This is a genomic window from [Clostridium] ultunense DSM 10521, from assembly GCF_000511955.1.
In the GTDB taxonomy this organism is placed as follows: Bacteria; Bacillota; Clostridia; order Tissierellales; family Tepidimicrobiaceae; genus Schnuerera; species Schnuerera ultunensis.
This window is the reverse complement of sequence record NZ_AZSU01000004.1, coordinates 42083-58838: the sequence shown is the minus strand read 5'-3', so window position 1 is coordinate 58838 and position 16756 is coordinate 42083. Positions and strand designations below refer to the sequence as shown.

At 32.8% G+C, this 16756-nt stretch carries 15 protein-coding genes; 1 reads left to right on the top strand and 14 read right to left on the bottom strand.

Going from position 1 to position 16756, the window contains the following annotated elements; all coding sequences use genetic code 11:
• Positions 1–165 precede the first annotated feature (165 nt).
• Entirely contained in the window at positions 166–1515 is a 1350-nt protein-coding gene (locus CUL_RS0111740; protein WP_035143211.1) for a transglutaminase-like domain-containing protein, read from the top strand.
• 187 nt (positions 1516–1702) lie between these two features.
• On the opposite strand, the gene CUL_RS0111735 is transcribed toward CUL_RS0111740, so the two are convergent.
• The 14 genes from CUL_RS0111735 to CUL_RS0111665 form a co-directional block, all read right to left on the bottom strand.
• Positions 1703–2200, bottom strand: coding sequence for a free L-methionine (R)-S-oxide reductase MsrC (locus CUL_RS0111735; protein WP_025641886.1), 498 nt, complete (start codon positions 2198–2200; stop codon positions 1703–1705).
• A gap of 13 nt (positions 2201–2213) precedes the next feature.
• Positions 2214–2570 (bottom strand): DUF3221 domain-containing protein, encoded by a 357-nt coding sequence (locus CUL_RS0111730; protein WP_025641885.1) that lies wholly within the window; start codon positions 2568–2570, stop codon positions 2214–2216.
• Positions 2571–2623: 53 nt separating this feature from the next.
• Positions 2624–3598, bottom strand: a complete 975-nt coding sequence (locus tag CUL_RS0111725) for a D-cysteine desulfhydrase family protein (protein ID WP_025641883.1) — start codon at positions 3596–3598, stop codon at positions 2624–2626.
• Positions 3599–3618: 20 nt separating this feature from the next.
• Positions 3619–4722, bottom strand: coding sequence for an ArsR/SmtB family transcription factor (locus tag CUL_RS0111720; protein ID WP_025641882.1), 1104 nt, complete (start codon positions 4720–4722; stop codon positions 3619–3621).
• On the bottom strand, positions 4712–6001 hold the full coding sequence (locus CUL_RS0111715) for an MFS transporter (RefSeq protein ID WP_025641876.1): 1290 nt from the start codon (positions 5999–6001) through the stop codon (positions 4712–4714). Before CUL_RS0111715 ends, CUL_RS0111720 begins: the two co-directional genes overlap by 11 nt.
• Positions 6002–6235: 234 nt before the next feature.
• Entirely contained in the window at positions 6236–6817 is a 582-nt protein-coding gene (locus tag CUL_RS0111710; RefSeq protein ID WP_005586940.1) for an HDIG domain-containing metalloprotein, read from the bottom strand.
• 77 nt (positions 6818–6894) lie between these two features.
• A complete protein-coding gene (locus CUL_RS0111705; RefSeq protein WP_025641873.1) occupies positions 6895–7308 on the bottom strand; it encodes a hypothetical protein in 414 nt (137 codons plus the stop codon).
• A gap of 19 nt (positions 7309–7327) precedes the next feature.
• Positions 7328–8959 (bottom strand): MBL fold metallo-hydrolase RNA specificity domain-containing protein, encoded by a 1632-nt coding sequence (locus CUL_RS0111700; RefSeq protein ID WP_005586938.1) that lies wholly within the window; start codon positions 8957–8959, stop codon positions 7328–7330.
• A gap of 277 nt (positions 8960–9236) precedes the next feature.
• Complete coding sequence (hydA, locus tag CUL_RS0111695; protein ID WP_025641871.1) at positions 9237–10637, bottom strand: dihydropyrimidinase; 1401 nt, start codon at positions 10635–10637, stop codon at positions 9237–9239.
• A gap of 107 nt (positions 10638–10744) precedes the next feature.
• On the bottom strand, positions 10745–11461 hold the full coding sequence (locus tag CUL_RS0111690; protein ID WP_005586937.1) for an isochorismatase family protein: 717 nt from the start codon (positions 11459–11461) through the stop codon (positions 10745–10747).
• A gap of 294 nt (positions 11462–11755) precedes the next feature.
• Positions 11756–13183, bottom strand: coding sequence for a sigma-54 interaction domain-containing protein (locus tag CUL_RS0111685; RefSeq protein ID WP_025641866.1), 1428 nt, complete (start codon positions 13181–13183; stop codon positions 11756–11758).
• Between the two features lie 346 nt (positions 13184–13529).
• On the bottom strand, positions 13530–14837 hold the full coding sequence (grdB, locus tag CUL_RS0111675) for a glycine reductase complex selenoprotein B (protein WP_081722846.1): 1308 nt from the start codon (positions 14835–14837) through the stop codon (positions 13530–13532).
• A 24-nt stretch (positions 14838–14861) separates the two neighbouring features.
• Positions 14862–16148 (bottom strand): glycine/sarcosine/betaine reductase component B subunit, encoded by a 1287-nt coding sequence (locus CUL_RS0111670; protein ID WP_005586933.1) that lies wholly within the window; start codon positions 16146–16148, stop codon positions 14862–14864.
• A gap of 20 nt (positions 16149–16168) precedes the next feature.
• Positions 16169–16549, bottom strand: a complete 381-nt coding sequence (locus CUL_RS0111665; RefSeq protein ID WP_005586931.1) for a GrdX family protein — start codon at positions 16547–16549, stop codon at positions 16169–16171.
• Positions 16550–16756: the final 207 nt, after the last annotated feature.

Genomic DNA, 16756 nt, shown 5'->3' with positions numbered 1-16756 from the left:
GTATACTATATATACACAATTTATCATAGTTCTAATCGAAAATCAAGAATTATTTTCTATTACTTTAGTCTCAGCTAATATATTATCCAATTATTCTGCTTTTAATTTTATCCCATTATCTATATAATAGATGACAGGAGTATATAAATATATAGGGGGATAAAGATGAATAGATTAAATTTTTTAATGATTGATTTACCAGAAGATATTAATAGGTTGGTTACATTCGGTGATTTTACAAAAGCCTTAGAAATGATAGATTTATATATGACGAGAAATATTCCACAAATATTAAAGGATAGGTTAAACTTCGAAAAGGATAGGATTAGAAGGTTGAAGCAGGATTATATATATTCCTTCCATGAGGCTTTGTCTTTAGCTCGAGAACAGATTAAAGATTTTTCTAAAGAAGAGTTAGAATCTTTGAAAGATGGCAGATATGCAGATTGGATCTATGTAGATGGTGAAATTACCTTCCATAAAAGGTTTTTACAAAACTCTATTAGAGTTCACCCAATTTTAAAGACCAGGCTTATTAAGCCTGAAGAAGATGGTTCTGATATATTGGATAAAACCATAGAAGAAATTATAAACAAAGGTCATATAAAATATTTTATACATATTAAAACCGGTTTAAGATTAAAGGATAAATTTGCTAGAAAAGGTGAAAAGATAAGGGTTCACCTACCTTTACCTCAAAGAGCTCAGCAAATTAGGAATATCAATATATTAAATACCTCTCATAAACCTAAGCTTATTTCCCATGAAAACCATCCTCAAAGAACTATCTATTTTGAAGAAATAATAAAGGGAGAAGATAAGTTTACCGTCGAATATTCCTATGAAAGCCATGTTAAATACAATGATCTAATAGTCGATAATGTTTCTAAAAACCAACCTACATTTTATACAGAAGAATATCTACCCCATATTAGATTTACCCATTTCTTAGTTGAATTAGCTAAGGAAATAGTGGAAGAAGAGACTAACCCATTGATTAAAGCAAGAAAGATTTACGATTACATAACTCAAAATGTCCAATATTCTTATGTAAGACAATATGCTGCCATTACCAATATACCTGAATATGCAGCCTCCAATCTGAAGGGGGATTGTGGCGTTCAGGCAATACTATTTATAACCTTGTGTAGGATAGTTGGAATTCCAGCAAGATGGCAATCAGGTTTAGTAGTTAATCCTGATTACATCGGTTGCCATGATTGGGCTGAGTTTTATATTGAACCCTATGGATGGGTATTCGCTGATCCATCCTTTGGTGGCGGAGCTTTAAGGAGAGGTAATGAAAAAAGATGGAATTTCTATTTTGGAAATTTAGACCCTTTCAGAATGGTTGCCAATTCTGAGTTCCATTATAATTTCTCTCCAGAAAAGAAATTTTTAAGGCAAGATCCTTATGATAATCAAGAGGGAGAAATGGAATATTTAGATAGGCCTATATTTTATGATGAATATGAGGTAATACAAAAGATTGTTGAGATTAGTAAAATGGAATAAATATTTCCAGAAGCATAGGGAACAAGGTAAACCTTGTTCCCTATTATGTTCATTGGTTATCATGGTTTTAGACCATTGAGTAATTATAATTCTTTAATCTAATATTCTTCCTTCGTGGCAGTTTATCCATATAATCACCATCATTTTAATATTGTTCCTATATCATATAAATCTACCCATTGGTTATTCAAATATTACTCCAATCTATATATTCATTTAAAATATCTATAAATTTAATAAAATATTCCTTTTCCAACTTGGTAAACCTTCCCTTTTCTGGACTGTCTAAGTCTAGGACTCCATATGCTTTTTCCTCCTTAATAATAGGGATGACTAGTTCAGAGTTAGAGGCTGCATCGCAGGCAATATGACCAGGAAATTGGTGAACATCGGGGACTAGTTGAATTGCCCTAGTTTCTACTGCTGTACCGCATACTCCTTTTCCTATTTCTATCCTGTTACAAGCAGGAAGACCTTGGAATGGACCTAGTACCAATTCATCCCCTCTTAATATGTAGAATCCTGCCCAATTTAACCTATCTATACAAGCCATAATAATTCCAGTAGCATTAGATAAATTTGCTAAAGGGTCCTTTTCAGAGCTTAATTGGGATTTTAAAAGCATATTCATATATTTCAATCGTTCTTCTTCAGTCATCTTCTCAATAGACTCTAATTTAAACATGACAATATTCTCCTTAATCTTCTATTATTATAATTTTTTTGGCAGTTGCCTGGACTGGATAGGATTCTGCCACAGGACCATCAAAGGTAACCTCTACTTTTAATCCTTCTCCTATGTCCTCTATTGCCACCTCTTCATTATCTTTGAAAATCTTGGTATCGCTAGTTATGGTAATAGTAGCGATGTCATATTTTGTATCATCTTCTATTTGACCTTCTACTAAAATACTTTGAATCAACAGACTTTCTTCATCGGCATAAACTTCTTTAATTTCTCCTCTAATGTCTATGATTTCAGCGGATTCTTTATTACAAGCAGAGAGAAATATTGTAATGGAAAACACTAATAATAACAAAACTATTCTTTTCATTTGAAAGCCCCCTTGGTAAAATATATAATTCTATTTTATCAAAGTGTTTACCACTAAAGCAATCCTCTTTGTTCCCTATTCCAACCAAATAATCCTCCTGTATGGATGAATAGTATATTTTGGTGTTTATCAAATCTGCCTTTTTTTATCTCATTGACTAATCCATACATAGCTTTCCCAGTATATACTGGGTCTAAGATTATTCCCTCTCGTTTAGCAAAATAATGGATAAATTCTATTTCTTCAGGACGGCTTAGAGCATATCCTAGACCTGGATATCCATCTATTATATTGATTTCATCTCTTTGTACTGTAATATTTTTGCCAGTATAGGTAGCAATTTCAGCTAATAAATTTATGACAATATTTTGAAAATGTTCCTTAGTATCACAGATATTAAAACCATAGATAATAGCAGAATTTTCATTTACATGATTTCCATAATAAAGGCCTGCATAGGTACCTCCAGAACCTACAGTAACTATCACAGCATCAAATTTAATACCTAGCTCCTCTTCCTGCTCTAAAATCTCTTCCATTGTATTTACATAGCCTAAAGAACCTATACCATTAGAAGCCCCTTCCGGTATTATATATGCTTTATGGCCTTCTTTTTCTAAGGAAATTTTTATCTCATTCATAATTTCCTCTCTATGATTTTTATATTCTTCTGCCGTTATAAATTTTATCTTTGCACCTAGCATTTTGTCTAGAAATAGATTTCCCTCTATTTCTCCTTCCCCATATCCTTTTAGTACAAGATAAGAACCTAATCCTAACTTAGCAGCTACTGCAGCTGTAGCTCTAGCATGGTTGGATTGGATTCCTCCACAGGTAATTAGATAATCGCAACCCTTTGATAAGGCCTCAGCTACTGAAAATTCTAATTTTCTTATCTTATTGCCTGAAACTTCCACCCCCGTTTGATCGTCTCTCTTAATATAGATATTTTTCCCTAGTTCACTACTTAACCTATCTAATTTTTCAATCTTAGTAGGTAGATTGGCAATTCTAACCCTTTTTACCATATTAACACCTCCAAAATATGTCATTTAGGAAAATTCATATCCTTTTTAAACTCTTCTATTGCACCTTCTAATAGTTCATAGTCAACTACATAGCCAAATTTATCATTGCTCTTATCCATCTTTATCACCTTTGAAGTGAGAAAATTGTTTATATGATAGGAAATGGTTGCGCTTGATACTCCCAAAGTTTTAGCGATTACTTTGGTAGATGTTTCCCCTGCTGCAATTAATTTTAACACTTCATATCTAGTCTTATCTCCAAGATTTTTAAATATCTGTACCCTTTCAAGGGTTTTATTTTCATTTATTTCCTTCATCTTTTTAAAGGCCTCTTCCATCCTCAATCCCCATGCAGTATAATTAACTTTGCTAGTAGTAATTATTGAAAGAGCGTAGGGGAACATTAGGGATATTAATATATTCATATTTTCATCATCTAAAAGATTAACATTTACAATAGAATAGGTAATCTGTTCTAACCCTTCAGCTCCTTTTTCATTTAAAAAATTTACTAAATATTCTCCATATTCTTTTACTTCATCTTCAAAGGGGCTATAGATTTCATCAAAAATAGGCAATAATTCTTCCATTAGTTTAACATACATTTCCATATATTTTAAAGGTTCTTCGGCTATTAAGAAAAAATTCCATTTAGAACCTGCTTCAATAGGTAGTTCCTTAATGAATTCAATCATTCCATTATAGTTTGAGCTAATTTCATCAGCCTTTTTCACAGTTTCGTCTAAATCATCAAGATAATCATCGTTTATTAGCATCATAGAATAGATGATACCCCTTTTAACTTCATTTTCATCTAAAGATAAGAGCATATCCAAATAATCCTTTTCATCTTTGTAATCAAATATTCCAGTAGCTCTAGATATTAAGTCTATAAAATCGTAATCACTTAAATATTCTTTCATATAAAATTTCTCTATTTTTTTTGCAAAAGGATTTAACTTTTCTTCCACTTTGCTAACAAAACTTCGATAGTCTTCCATAAGTATTTCTTGAAAATTTATGTCTTTTTTTGATTTATCAAATTCCTCCCTATAATAGAGTAACCTTGGGAACTGTAAAAAATCATGTAATTTACTCTCTTTTGGATAAAATTCAAATTTCATTTATCGCATCTCCCCTTATCCCATCTTCCTGTTCATCCAATTCCATTAAAGCAATTTTATACCTTTTAACTGTAAAAATTAATATTAAGCCACTTATTGCAATTACATAGCTTGGTGATATTATATCATAAAGATAACCGAAAATCATTTGTCCTATTGGAATAAACACAGTAACTGCTAAATTAAATACGGTAGATGTTCTACCCATCAACTCGATAGGAGTTACCTGATTAAATATAGTACCCATAGCGATATTTGCTGTTGTGGCAAACACTCCAACCATAAAAGAGATTATCGATAAAAGAATATATGGTACTAAATTGGATTTGAAACTACCTAATATAACCTTAGATGGAATTACTGCCATAACCAATATGGATAATGCAATTGAAACAAAACTTGTATAACATAGTTTACCTACTTTTACCTTCTTTATATAGCCTGAAGCAAAGATCGGGGCAGCAATCATAGAAGCAGACAAAACCATTTGAAATATTCCAAATTGGAAGTCGGTTGCTTTTAATACTTCTTTAATGATAAATACTAACCCTACGGAAAAAATTGGTGCTAAAATAAAATTGATAATGGTCCCTAAATATATCATTGTAGAGATAAATTTATTTCCCTTAATAATGTTTATTCCTTCTATTAAATCCATTTTAAATGCTTTTGCGCTAATTTCCTCGGGTTTCTTATGCTTTTTGGGAATATTAATAAACATTTCACTTATAGCTGATAATAAAAAGCTAAGGGAGTTGATTGTCATAACTATTTTCAAACCGAAACTTCCATATATAATTGCACCAAGTACCGGAGCTAATAACTGGCCTAGATTCATAACCAACGAATTAAAGGAATTTGCATCTAGCAAATCTTCCTTTTCTACCATACTGGGTATAACAGCCGACATGGCAGAACCAAAAAATATTTCCGTTATTTCTAAAAGTATAACCAAAATATATATCATTGGTAAAGTTAAGCTTCCGTTGATGGTAAAAATTACTGCATATATACCAATAATGATGAAGTTTAGCAGGTCTAATAATACTATAGTTCTTTTTCTATCAAACCAATCGCCAAAGACTCCAGCTATTGGTGATAGCAATAGCCTGGGAAGAATTGAAATTGATAGAATGGATGCAAATATGGTAGCAGAACCAGTCAATGAAAGTACATATAAGGATAGAGCAAATTGTTGCATATTGCTTCCAAGTAAGGATACCAACTTCCCTAATATTAATAGAAAAAAATCCTTTTGTTTGATAAGTTTTGTATTCATAATATAACCTCCAAATTATTTGTCAGATATATTGTATATGGGGGTTTGTTTTGTGTCAATATAATAATTTGATATTTGTCTAATTGTTAGTTATGAGTTAAAGTAAACATAATTACATTTTTGCATTATCAAACTAATCTATAAAAGATATGGCTAAACATTTTATGTCTATAAAGTATACTTTCCTGAACAAAAAAAGAGCCGCATATTTTATTGCGACTCAATCTATTAGATTTATATATTCCCTTTTAATCCAATTTCTTCTGCTACTTTTTGCATCCCCTTAATAGTTTCGGCTATTACTGTATTTAAATCCATGCCTAGCATTTCTGCACCTTTTTCTATAATAGATCTATCTACTCCTGCTGCAAAACTACTTTGATTCCATTTTTTCCTTACGGATTTGGGCTTCATATCTAAAACGCTTTTACTTGGCCTTACTAAAGCTGTTGCGGCTATTAATCCTGTTAATTCATCAATTGTATATAATACCTTATCTATTGTCTCTACAGGCTCTACATCAGTACATATCCCCCAGCCATGGCTTACTATAGTTCTTATATATTCTTCTGGCCAATTCCTTTCCCTTAAAATTTCTTGAGTCTTGATACAATGTTCTTCTGGATACATTTCATAATCTAGATCGTGAATAAGCCCAATTACCGCCCATTTTTCTTTGTCTTCTTCTCCTAACAATTCTGCAAAATGTACCATAACCCCTTCCACTGCCAAAGCATGTTTTATTAGGCTTTCATTCTTATTATATTCTTTTAACAATTCAAAAGCCTCTTCTCTAGTCGGTATATATTTACTCATATTTAAAACACCCCTTATGGAAAAATATTTAAATCAAATATAAGGCTTTTCAACCAAAATGTCAAGGAATATTCTAATTATAATATCCTTTTTACATCCTTTGTATGAAAATATTTGTCTGTTATAAATATAATAGCTAATGCAATGACACCTAGAAGTATATCTGTCATATTTACACTACTTATCAACATCTTTCTAGCTATAGCATAAAGTATTACTTGTAATACTTTTCCTGGGGAATGGCTTATCAACATTATTGCTAATTCTAAACCTACTACCAATAAAAGTGTATGGGATAAGAAGCCTTGTAATATTTCATAGCTGGCATTTGCTTCTGTGGTGAATACAGTTATCCCCAACACTATTAAATCCTTTATGCTCAGAATAACAGTGAAGATTATTAAAAGAGCTAATAAAATTTCGATAATAATGATGAGTTTTTCTATTAGATTCTTAATATTTTTTATCCTATCTTCATGTTTATTATCCATATAAACCCTTCTTCCTAGTTTATTTCCCAATCATCATATTTAAATCCATAAGATTTTGTTGAAGCAGTATCAATATATTTTTAAGGGAATCATATTCCTTTTCTAATAATTTTCGATCTATTAATTGGTCTTTCCTAGTATTTAAGGATTGGAATTGATTGTATATGTATTCTAAATCTTTCATTATACTCTGCTCCAAATCTAATGGTTCCCTCAATGTTCTTCTAGTTAATTCAACGCTTTGTTTCTCTATATTAAATTTATCTCCTATATTTGGGATTATGGTCTCAATACTAAACTCTTCTTTTACTAAACTGGCCAAAGTATTGGAGGACTTTTCTTCACCATGGACAATAAAAATTCTTTCTGGCTTCTTTTTAAGTTTTCTTATCCAGTCAATGAGCATAATTTGATCAGCATGGCCAGAAAAACCTTCCAGATCATAGATTTCAGCTTTTACAGCTACTTCTTCTCCTAATATTTTTACCCTTTTAGCCCCATTTAATATTATCCTCCCTAATGTACCCTCTGCCTGATAACCTACAAATACTAGGCTATTTTTTTCATCCCATAAATTGTGCTTTAGATGGTGTCTAATTCTACCAGCCGTTGCCATACCGCTAGAAGAAATGATCACTTTAGGAAATTTATATTTGTTTAACGCCATAGATTCTTTTTGATCTTTTACATACCTTAAATTAGGAAACTGGAATGGATTGTCACCTTTTAATATAAGCCCTTTTGCCTCATCATCAAAACTACTAGAATTAGCTTGAAAAGCTTCTGTTGCCATTACAGCCATGGGGCTGTCTACATAGATAGGAATCTTCATATATTCTTCTATTTCTTCGTTGTATTCATAGTATTTGTTCAATTTATAGATTAACTCTTGAGTTCTGCCTACAGCAAAAGAAGGTATAATTACAGTGCCTCCTCTAATTACAGTTTTATTTATTATCTCTACCAGCTTTTCGGTACTCCTGTTAAACTCTTCATGGATTCTGTCTCCATAGGTAGATTCGATTATTAAATAATCAGCATCATCAATATATTCTGGATCATTGATGATAGGCCTATTAGGCATTCCTAAATCCCCAGAAAATACTATTTTTAAATAATCTCCTTTTTCCCTAATCCATAATTCTATAATAGATGAACCTAGCATATGCCCTGCATCCCTAAACATCAACTCTATATCTTCATTTACTATTATCCTTTGACCATATAAATAGGTTTCAAAGAATTTTAAGCTGATTTCCGCTTCTTCTATGGTATATAAGGGTTCAATTGGTTTTTCCCCAGCCCTTTGTCTTTTCCTATTCTCCCATTCTACATCTGCTTCTTGAATTTTTGCTGAATCCATAAGCATTATTTTACATAGATCAAAAGTTGGTTTTGTTGATATTATTCTGCCTTTAAAACCATCTTTTATAAGTTTTGGTATTCTTCCACTATGGTCTATATGAGCATGGGATAATATTAAATAATCTATTTCAGCTGGATTATAAGGAAAAGGTTCAAAGTTCATCCTTTCTAATTCTTCATTCCCTTGGAACATACCACAGTCTACTAAAATCTTATATTTATCTGTAGTAAGTAAAAAATTTGACCCAGTAACCATTTTTGCCGCACCACAAAATTGAATATCCATATTTCCACCGCCTTTGTATATTACTAATATTATTGCATTTTTGACCTTCTTTGTAAATAACAAGACCAGAGTTTCTACTATTATAACCTAGCTTGGAATCCATTAATAATTGTAATATGAAGAGGGAACCCTTTCTTCAATAGAGTTCCCCTTTAAATTACCGCTTTTCAATTTTAGATTATTTTCTTGTTTTCTAAGTAATCTTTCTATGATTTTCATACTCTTTCATGCTTATATCAAAATAATAGTTAAAAATATCTATCTAAAACGATTTTATTCATCTTTGCTCCTTAAATTTCTCATAACAATAAGCATATGGTTTTGACATTACTTGTTTTCCTTTACCGAGTTCACCTACGAATTTACCATTTTCGGCTACTAATTTTCCTCTTAAGAATACTTTTTCAGCTATCCCTTTTTGTTTATATCCCTCATAGGTACAATAATCCGAACCTGAGAGACTATCTTTATTACTAATAACACCTCTATAATTTGGGTCAAAAACTACTATATCTGCATCGGAACCAATCATAATATCACCCTTTTGCGGATATATTCCACAAACCTTTGCAGGTGTTGTACAACAAACTTCCACAAATTTTTGACGAGTAATTCTTCCTGTTTCTACTCCATAGGTCCACAGCATATATAGGCGCTCCTGTACCCCTGGAGAACCTGGCGGTATTTTGCTGAAGTCATTTTTTCCCTTTACTTTACCCTCTGTAAATCCACCCATAATAGCACAATGGTCTGAACCAACACTAGTTAGCCATCCCTTGTTAATAGCTTCCCACATGAAATCTACGTCTGATTGTGGCCTTAGTGGCGGATTACACACATATTTTGCTCCTTCAAAATTGGGTTTAGCCAAATTTTCATCATTTAACATCATATAATGTGTGCAGGTTTCACCATATACAGATAACCCATCATTATAGGCTGCTCTAATGGCTTCTGCAGCTTCTCGGTTTGTTACATGAACAACAAATAATGGAGCATCAGCTATTCTGGCCATATAAATGGCTCTGGAAGTTGCTTCTGCTTCAGATAATACTGGTCTAGAATCACCAAAATATTTTGGCTCAGTTTTTCCTTCCGCTATGAGTTTCTTCGTTAATACATCAATAATATCCGCATTTTCAGCATGAACCATAATGGTAACTCCAGCTTCTTTACCTTTACAAAGGGCTTTAAATATCCATTCATCCGATACATAATAGGGCATGCCTTTATAAGCCATAAATAGTTTAACGGAAGAAACGCCAACTGAAGGCATGTTAACCAAGTCAGTAACGGATTCTTCTGATGGATCCATGATTATTCCATGAAGCACATAGTCGGGAGTTGCAATACCATCAAGAAATTCTTTTTTATAGTTTATTATGGAATCCCTTAAACCTACTCCTGCTGGTTGAACAACAAAATCTCCAACTGTAGTTGTTCCTCCAACTAAAGCCGCATGGGAAGTTTCATATCCTAAGGAATTAAAGGAATTATAATGTACGTGTTCGTCAACGCCTCCTGGAAAAACGTATTTATCTGTTACATCAACTACTTCATGCCCCTCTGGGTCTATATCTTTAGCTATAGCTATAATTTTTTCTCCTTCCACGAGTATATCTGCTATATATTCATTTTGGGAAGTTATGATATTCCCATTTTTAATTAGTAAACCCATATCCATCCTCCTGTTCTAGAAAAAGATAATTTAATTATAGGGGATACTACTTTAATCTAGTTGTATCCCCTATAATTTCAATCAAATTGCTATATAAATTCTTTTTATTATCTATTATATACTTTTGGATCTATGCTTTCCAAATATTTAACTACATTTTCAAGTGGTTCAACATCACAAAATTTAGCGTCCATATCAAATAAGTTCCAAGCAATAACCCCAGGCACCCTATCACCCACTGTTCCTTCTGGAACTATGGTTTTAAACCCATATCCTGTTGAATCCATTACTGTATGTCTAACGCATGCACAGGAAGTAGCTCCCATTACTATTACAGTGTCAACTCCTAATTTAACTAAAGTTTGAGCTAGATGTGTTCCAAAGAAATTACTTGCATATTTTTTGTGGATAACTGGTTCTTCTGGTCTTGGTTTTAATTTAGGATCAATTTCCATCCATTCTGAGTTAATATCTAATGTGTGCATAGGAATTTTTTCATCCCATCTTGGTAGATCCCATTGTTCTTTTCCTACGTATCCAGTAGTTGTATGGAAAATAGGTACTCCAGATTTTCTCGCTGCTTCTAATACTTTAAGTGCATTAGCACAAACTTCAACATTGTTTTCGCATGTAAATGGATGGCCATCTGACATCCAAGCTTTTGCCATATCTACAGTTGTTACTGCAGGAGCCTTGCCATAGCCCATTCTAGTTTGAAACCCTCTTTCTCTGTAGATCTTTCGTGCTTCTTCAAAAGCTTTTTCTAATAATTCAGTATCAAAATTATATTGTCCACCTTTGTCAACAAACTTTTCGTTTATCATTTATAAATCCTCCCTTTAATTTTTATTTTCAATACTCTTCCACACTAATTTATTTAGTTCATTATTTTTTTATTGAGTATTGAACTTCTTGCCCTTATATATAGCAAGTGCCGTGCCAAGATTTAAAAAGGGAGAATTTAGCCAAAGTAATGCCTTTTTATTTATTAATGGAGTCGCATAATTGCAACGGTATATTATAACATATTCTTAAACCCTGTCGTTTACAAGGTTTTGCAAATTTGCAATCCAGTTTTCCATAATCGCAAAATTGCGACTCTAAATCAAAAAAATATATCAATCTAAGAAATCAGTGTTAATATTATGTTTTTTTATCTTCCTAAACAGAGTAGACGGGTGAATATCTAGGGTTTTTGCTGTCTCTTTCACTGAATTATGTTTTCTTAATGCAATAGTAATAATATTTTTTTCATACATATCTAACATATAATTTAACCTTGGAGTACAATCGCCATCTTCACAAATATATTCTTCCATAACATGTTCCGTTAGTACCCAGGATGGAAGCTGTTCTACGGTTATTTGATCCTTTGGGTTTACAATAAAAAGGTATTCAACTAAGTTTTCCAATTCTCTTACATTGCCTGGCCATGAATAGTTGGTCAATATATGTTCTACTTCAGAAGTAAAGGTAATGTTTCTTTTGTATTTTCTGTTCAATTTTTCTAAGAAATATGAAGCAATTAGAATTACATCTTCCTTTCGTTCTCTTAAGGGTGGAATTTTAATTGGCAATACATTCAATCTAAAGAAAAGGTCCTCCCTAAAACGTCCCTCTTTAACTGCATCTGCTAAATTCACATTAGTAGCGGCTAATACCCTTACATCTATTTTTACAGACTTTTCAGCACCTACAGGATGGACTTCCATCTCTTGTAACACCCTTAATAATTTAGGCTGAACTGATAAATCCAACTCGCCAATCTCGTCTAATAATATGGTTCCTCCATCGGCAAGCTCAAACATTCCAGTTTTACCTTGGGAAGAAGCGCCTGTAAATGAACCAGGAACATATCCAAATAATTCAGATTCAAATAATTCTCCTGGTATAGCTGAGCAATTAATTTTAATAAAAGGTCCTTCTTTTCTTGGACTGTGTTGATGGATAAACTTTGCTAATACCTCCTTACCAGTACCCGATTCTCCACCAATTAATACAGTATTATCAAAAGCTGCTGTTTTTAAGGCAAATTTAAGGGTATCCGTCATGGTTTGACTTCTGTAAACTAAACCTTCACATTTTAATTGCTCTTCTCGAAGTTTTTGCAACTCTTCAGAGTATTTTTGAGTTAGCTCTTTAGTTTCTTCCAATTCCTTTCTCATGCTTACAAGTTCAGTAACATTTCTAGTATTACATACTACTCCTATAAGGTTCTCATCTTCATCGAAAATAGGATTGGCAGTAGTTAAAGCGGATTTGCCAGTAACATATTGATGAATAAGTGAAAAAGGCTTTTGATTTTCTAATACAGAAAGAGAAGCTGCAGTATTGAAAAGCTTCTGTTCTAACAGTATTTTTAAGTTCTTACCCAATAAATCATCTTTTTTTAATCCAGTTGTATTCTCATAGGCATGATTGACATAGAGTACATTCCCTTTATTATCAGATATTAATATTCCATCAGAAGAAGCATTTAATGCTTCTATAAAAATCTCCTTATAGAAAGGGGACATTAATCCATCTTTACTAATTAAAGATGCCATAAAAATTCCTCCTCATAATAGTTTACGTCCACCTATTTATTGTTAATTTTATATCATGTTCCCGTTAATTACAAGTAGTTTATCTTTTCTAAATATGTCAATGTTGTTACTATATTCCATACAGTTTACAATTAAAAATTGAAGCAGTGCAATAGATTATCCATTACACTGCTTCCACTTGTAGTTAATTAATTTCTTCTAAATAAGCGATTAATTCTTATTCCATCCAAAGGAGAGTAAAAGATCCAACAGGATTTATTATAAGATTATTTATTTATTATCTTAATTTTAGTTCCATTCTTCCCAAAGGAGAGGTGAAGGAAGGGAGTGGACTAAAATAAAACTTTTATTCAAATTGTGTTGGCTCTTTTACTTCTGTGCCTAAAGCATCTAAGGCTTTCCTAACCATTCTACGCCTTAACTCCAATTCTTCATCAGCAGGAAGGTCTGGATTTCCAACTGGGTGGGGAATTGCAATAGTGGGCACTATTCTATTAGCTCCTACTGATTCTGAAATAGTAGTAATTGTTGCCATATGAACTATAGGTATACCATATCTTTCTATTTCTTTTACCATTGTTGCACCGCAACGTGTACAGGTGCCTCAGGTTGATGTTAAGATAACACCGTCTACTCCAGCTTCTTTTAACTCCTTACCTATTTCAGTACCAAATTTAACTGAATTTCCAACAGATGTTCCAGTACCTGTAGTTGTATAGAAATATTCAAATGCTTTTCCTATATAACCTTCCTTTTCCAATTCCTTCAATATATCCAAGGGTGCTACCCTATCAGGTAATTCATTAGCATATACTGGATCAAATCCACCATGGATTGTGCAATATTCTCCAGTAAGAGCATCCCTACCACTTACATCATATTTACCCCATTTTTGGGCACTAGCTGATTGGATTCTATCGGGATTTCCTAAAGGAACCATACCTCCACTAGTAACTAATGCAATGGTTGCTTTGCTTAAGTCTTTAATTGCTGGTGCTGGATCTACAGTGTCAAATACAGGCATTGGCAATTCTGTTTGAAATTCTTCATCATTTAACCTTGCCAATAACATTTCAACTGCTCTTTGGGAACCCCTTTTCTCAGCAAACACCGTTAGCCTTTTGCCCTGAGGAATATAGCCTTCTTCCTCTGGAAGCCCTAATTCTTCTCCTTTGGCAATTTTCCTTACTAGATTAGCCATAACTGGTAATGCTTTACGCATACCTGCTGCTGAATCAGATGTTTCTGCTACTATTGCAATATCTTTACAAACATCTAATCCTGGATTTTCAATATACATACCTGAAACCACTGGAATATTTAACTCTTTTACTACTGCTTTAGCAATTTCTGCGCAAGCCATTCCATATCTACCTGCATTAAAAGCTGGACCTGTAACAACAATATCAGGGTTGTTATCTTTTATAACCTTAAGAATATATTCCAATGCTTCTTCTTTATTTTCATTAAAATAGTTGTCACCACATATTAAGGTTCCAATTACTTCTCCTTCGCCTTTTAAGCTACTGTTGAAGCCCATTGCTGGTCCTACAGTTTCTTCTTTATACATAGGTTCCATTCCAGCCTTATCTTCTCCACCTATTTGTCCAAAAAACTGGTTTACATAGTATAATACCTTAAATTTTTCAGCCATCTTCCTTCCTCCCTTCAATATTTATTAATATAGTTTAGCTGTACAGTAATGATAGCCAATCTCTGAAGTAGCCCCTATTACAGCATTTAATTCACACATTAAAGTTCCATCTTCAAGTAATGCGCCATCCCAGCCTCCTGCTAAAGTTGCTATAGCTTCTGCATTTCCTATTACCTTATCAGCAGGTGGTAGCGTAACAACATGACTTACATTTCCTCCTGACACAACAGCTACTGCTTCCTTAGCTGTATCTGCTAATGGTTGACTCTTTCCATCTCTACCTGAGCATTCATCTGTGATTAATACGGTTTTTATACCTGCATTCTCTAATCGCTTGCAGATCATCAATAGATCTGAATCTGGATTACCATATCCTTCTTCTGATATTATGACTCCGTCAACACCTATCATTTTGCATAATTTTGCAGTGTAATCGCAAGTTCTAAACTTTCCTTCTAAAGTAGTGAGTTCAGGTGCTAATATAACTCCCATAAAGTTCAATGTCTTTCCATGTTGTGCATATAGATCTAATATTACTGAGTTGTTTTGGTGTTGATAGGTAGTAATTTTATCGCAGGCAGCAACACAATTACCACTGATTACAGCCCCATCTAATTCTTCATTTGGATGTAATAAAGTTGGCAATATTTTTTGGCTATTAACCCCATAGATATAGCCATCATGGAGTAACCCTTGAGAAATTAGCATTTCTACATATAGTACCTTTGGTAAATTTGGATATTTTTTAGTTTCTTCTGCATGACTTCCTATTTCATAAGTTAGCACTTCATTTGGTTCAACATTTCTGCCTGCCTTACCTACAAATTCTGCAGCTTTAAGACCAGCTAACCTAACTGTTGCTTCATGGGAATGAGGATCCAATCCTTCTACAGGAGTAATATCCAATACTAAATTATACGTTTTTGAAAAGGGAGTCCATTTTGCCCCTTCACCCCACATGTCTATAACCCCTTCTTGAAATCCTACTATGTCTCCTACGGTGACGATAGCTGCTCCATATAATATATTTACTTTGCCTTCACCTAATTGAGCCATTTTAGTTGATACACCTGGAAAACCATTACCCGAACCTTCAATTTTAACTCTAGGTTCAATTACATCTTTTACCGGTATAATTCTCACCTTTTCTCCCGGTCTTGCCACATCAACTTTAATATCTTTAATTCTCTCATCATCTTTTAATTTGTTAATCAATTCTTCTTTATTCACTGTCAAAACACCATCTTTAACCTTAGTGGTTTTCCCAAATTGGATGTCCTTAATATGAATCCTTCTAAGTTCTAATTTCAATAAAATCACCTCCGAAATTTTTAGATACCTTTATTAAAACTAAATTCTAAGTCCTCAAGGGTGGACTTTAAAAGTTCATTGTCAATTAAAGCATAGTCCTCTGCATGTACCCAGTCTATTTTTCTTCCTTCCAAATTTTTTCTATAATTCATTATGCTATTTTCAATAATCTCAATATGAAAAAGGTCTATTGCTTCGTTTTTCTGTCCAACTACAATAGAACGATAAGGAGAGTACAACATCCTCATACTAGCACCTAAAGGGTGACTTATTAAATCCAGGCCTTCATAAACTAAATCTCTGATTTTTAACAATACATCTTCATATGAGCCCTCAATAAAACATACATTATGAAACTCTTTTTTTGCCAATGGATTATTTGTTACAATTCTATATTTCAAACAATCCCACCTTTCATAAACCTATTGACTGGCTTTTTAAAATCAATAATCAAGATATTGGATGAATTCCTTACTTAAATATTTAATAATGTTTTCGTTTTGTTTTTTTAATGTATTTCATCTGTATTTCATTTGTGTACTTTATATTTTTTCATAAAGCTAATCTTTTGTCAATACCTATTTTCTATTTCATCTTATGTTCCATTT

Excerpts from the sequence above, each read along its gene's own strand:
- CUL_RS0111705 (WP_025641873.1), bottom strand. The coding sequence starts at position 7,308 with ATGGATAATAAACATGAAGATAGGATAAAAAATATTAAGAATCTAATA.
- CUL_RS0111740 (WP_035143211.1), top strand. The coding sequence starts at position 166 with ATGAATAGATTAAATTTTTTAATGATTGATTTACCAGAAGATATTAAT.
- CUL_RS0111710 (WP_005586940.1), bottom strand. The coding sequence starts at position 6,817 with ATGAGTAAATATATACCGACTAGAGAAGAGGCTTTTGAATTGTTAAAA.
- CUL_RS0111690 (WP_005586937.1), bottom strand. The coding sequence starts at position 11,461 with ATGATAAACGAAAAGTTTGTTGACAAAGGTGGACAATATAATTTTGAT.
- CUL_RS0111700 (WP_005586938.1), bottom strand. The coding sequence starts at position 8,959 with ATGGATATTCAATTTTGTGGTGCGGCAAAAATGGTTACTGGGTCAAAT.
- CUL_RS0111735 (WP_025641886.1), bottom strand. The coding sequence starts at position 2,200 with ATGTTTAAATTAGAGTCTATTGAGAAGATGACTGAAGAAGAACGATTG.
- CUL_RS0111730 (WP_025641885.1), bottom strand. The coding sequence starts at position 2,570 with ATGAAAAGAATAGTTTTGTTATTATTAGTGTTTTCCATTACAATATTT.
- CUL_RS0111725 (WP_025641883.1), bottom strand. The coding sequence starts at position 3,598 with ATGGTAAAAAGGGTTAGAATTGCCAATCTACCTACTAAGATTGAAAAA.
- CUL_RS0111685 (WP_025641866.1), bottom strand. The coding sequence starts at position 13,183 with ATGGCATCTTTAATTAGTAAAGATGGATTAATGTCCCCTTTCTATAAG.
- CUL_RS0111715 (WP_025641876.1), bottom strand. The coding sequence starts at position 6,001 with ATGAATACAAAACTTATCAAACAAAAGGATTTTTTTCTATTAATATTA.
- hydA (WP_025641871.1), bottom strand. The coding sequence starts at position 10,637 with ATGGGTTTACTAATTAAAAATGGGAATATCATAACTTCCCAAAATGAA.
- CUL_RS0111720 (WP_025641882.1), bottom strand. The coding sequence starts at position 4,722 with ATGAAATTTGAATTTTATCCAAAAGAGAGTAAATTACATGATTTTTTA.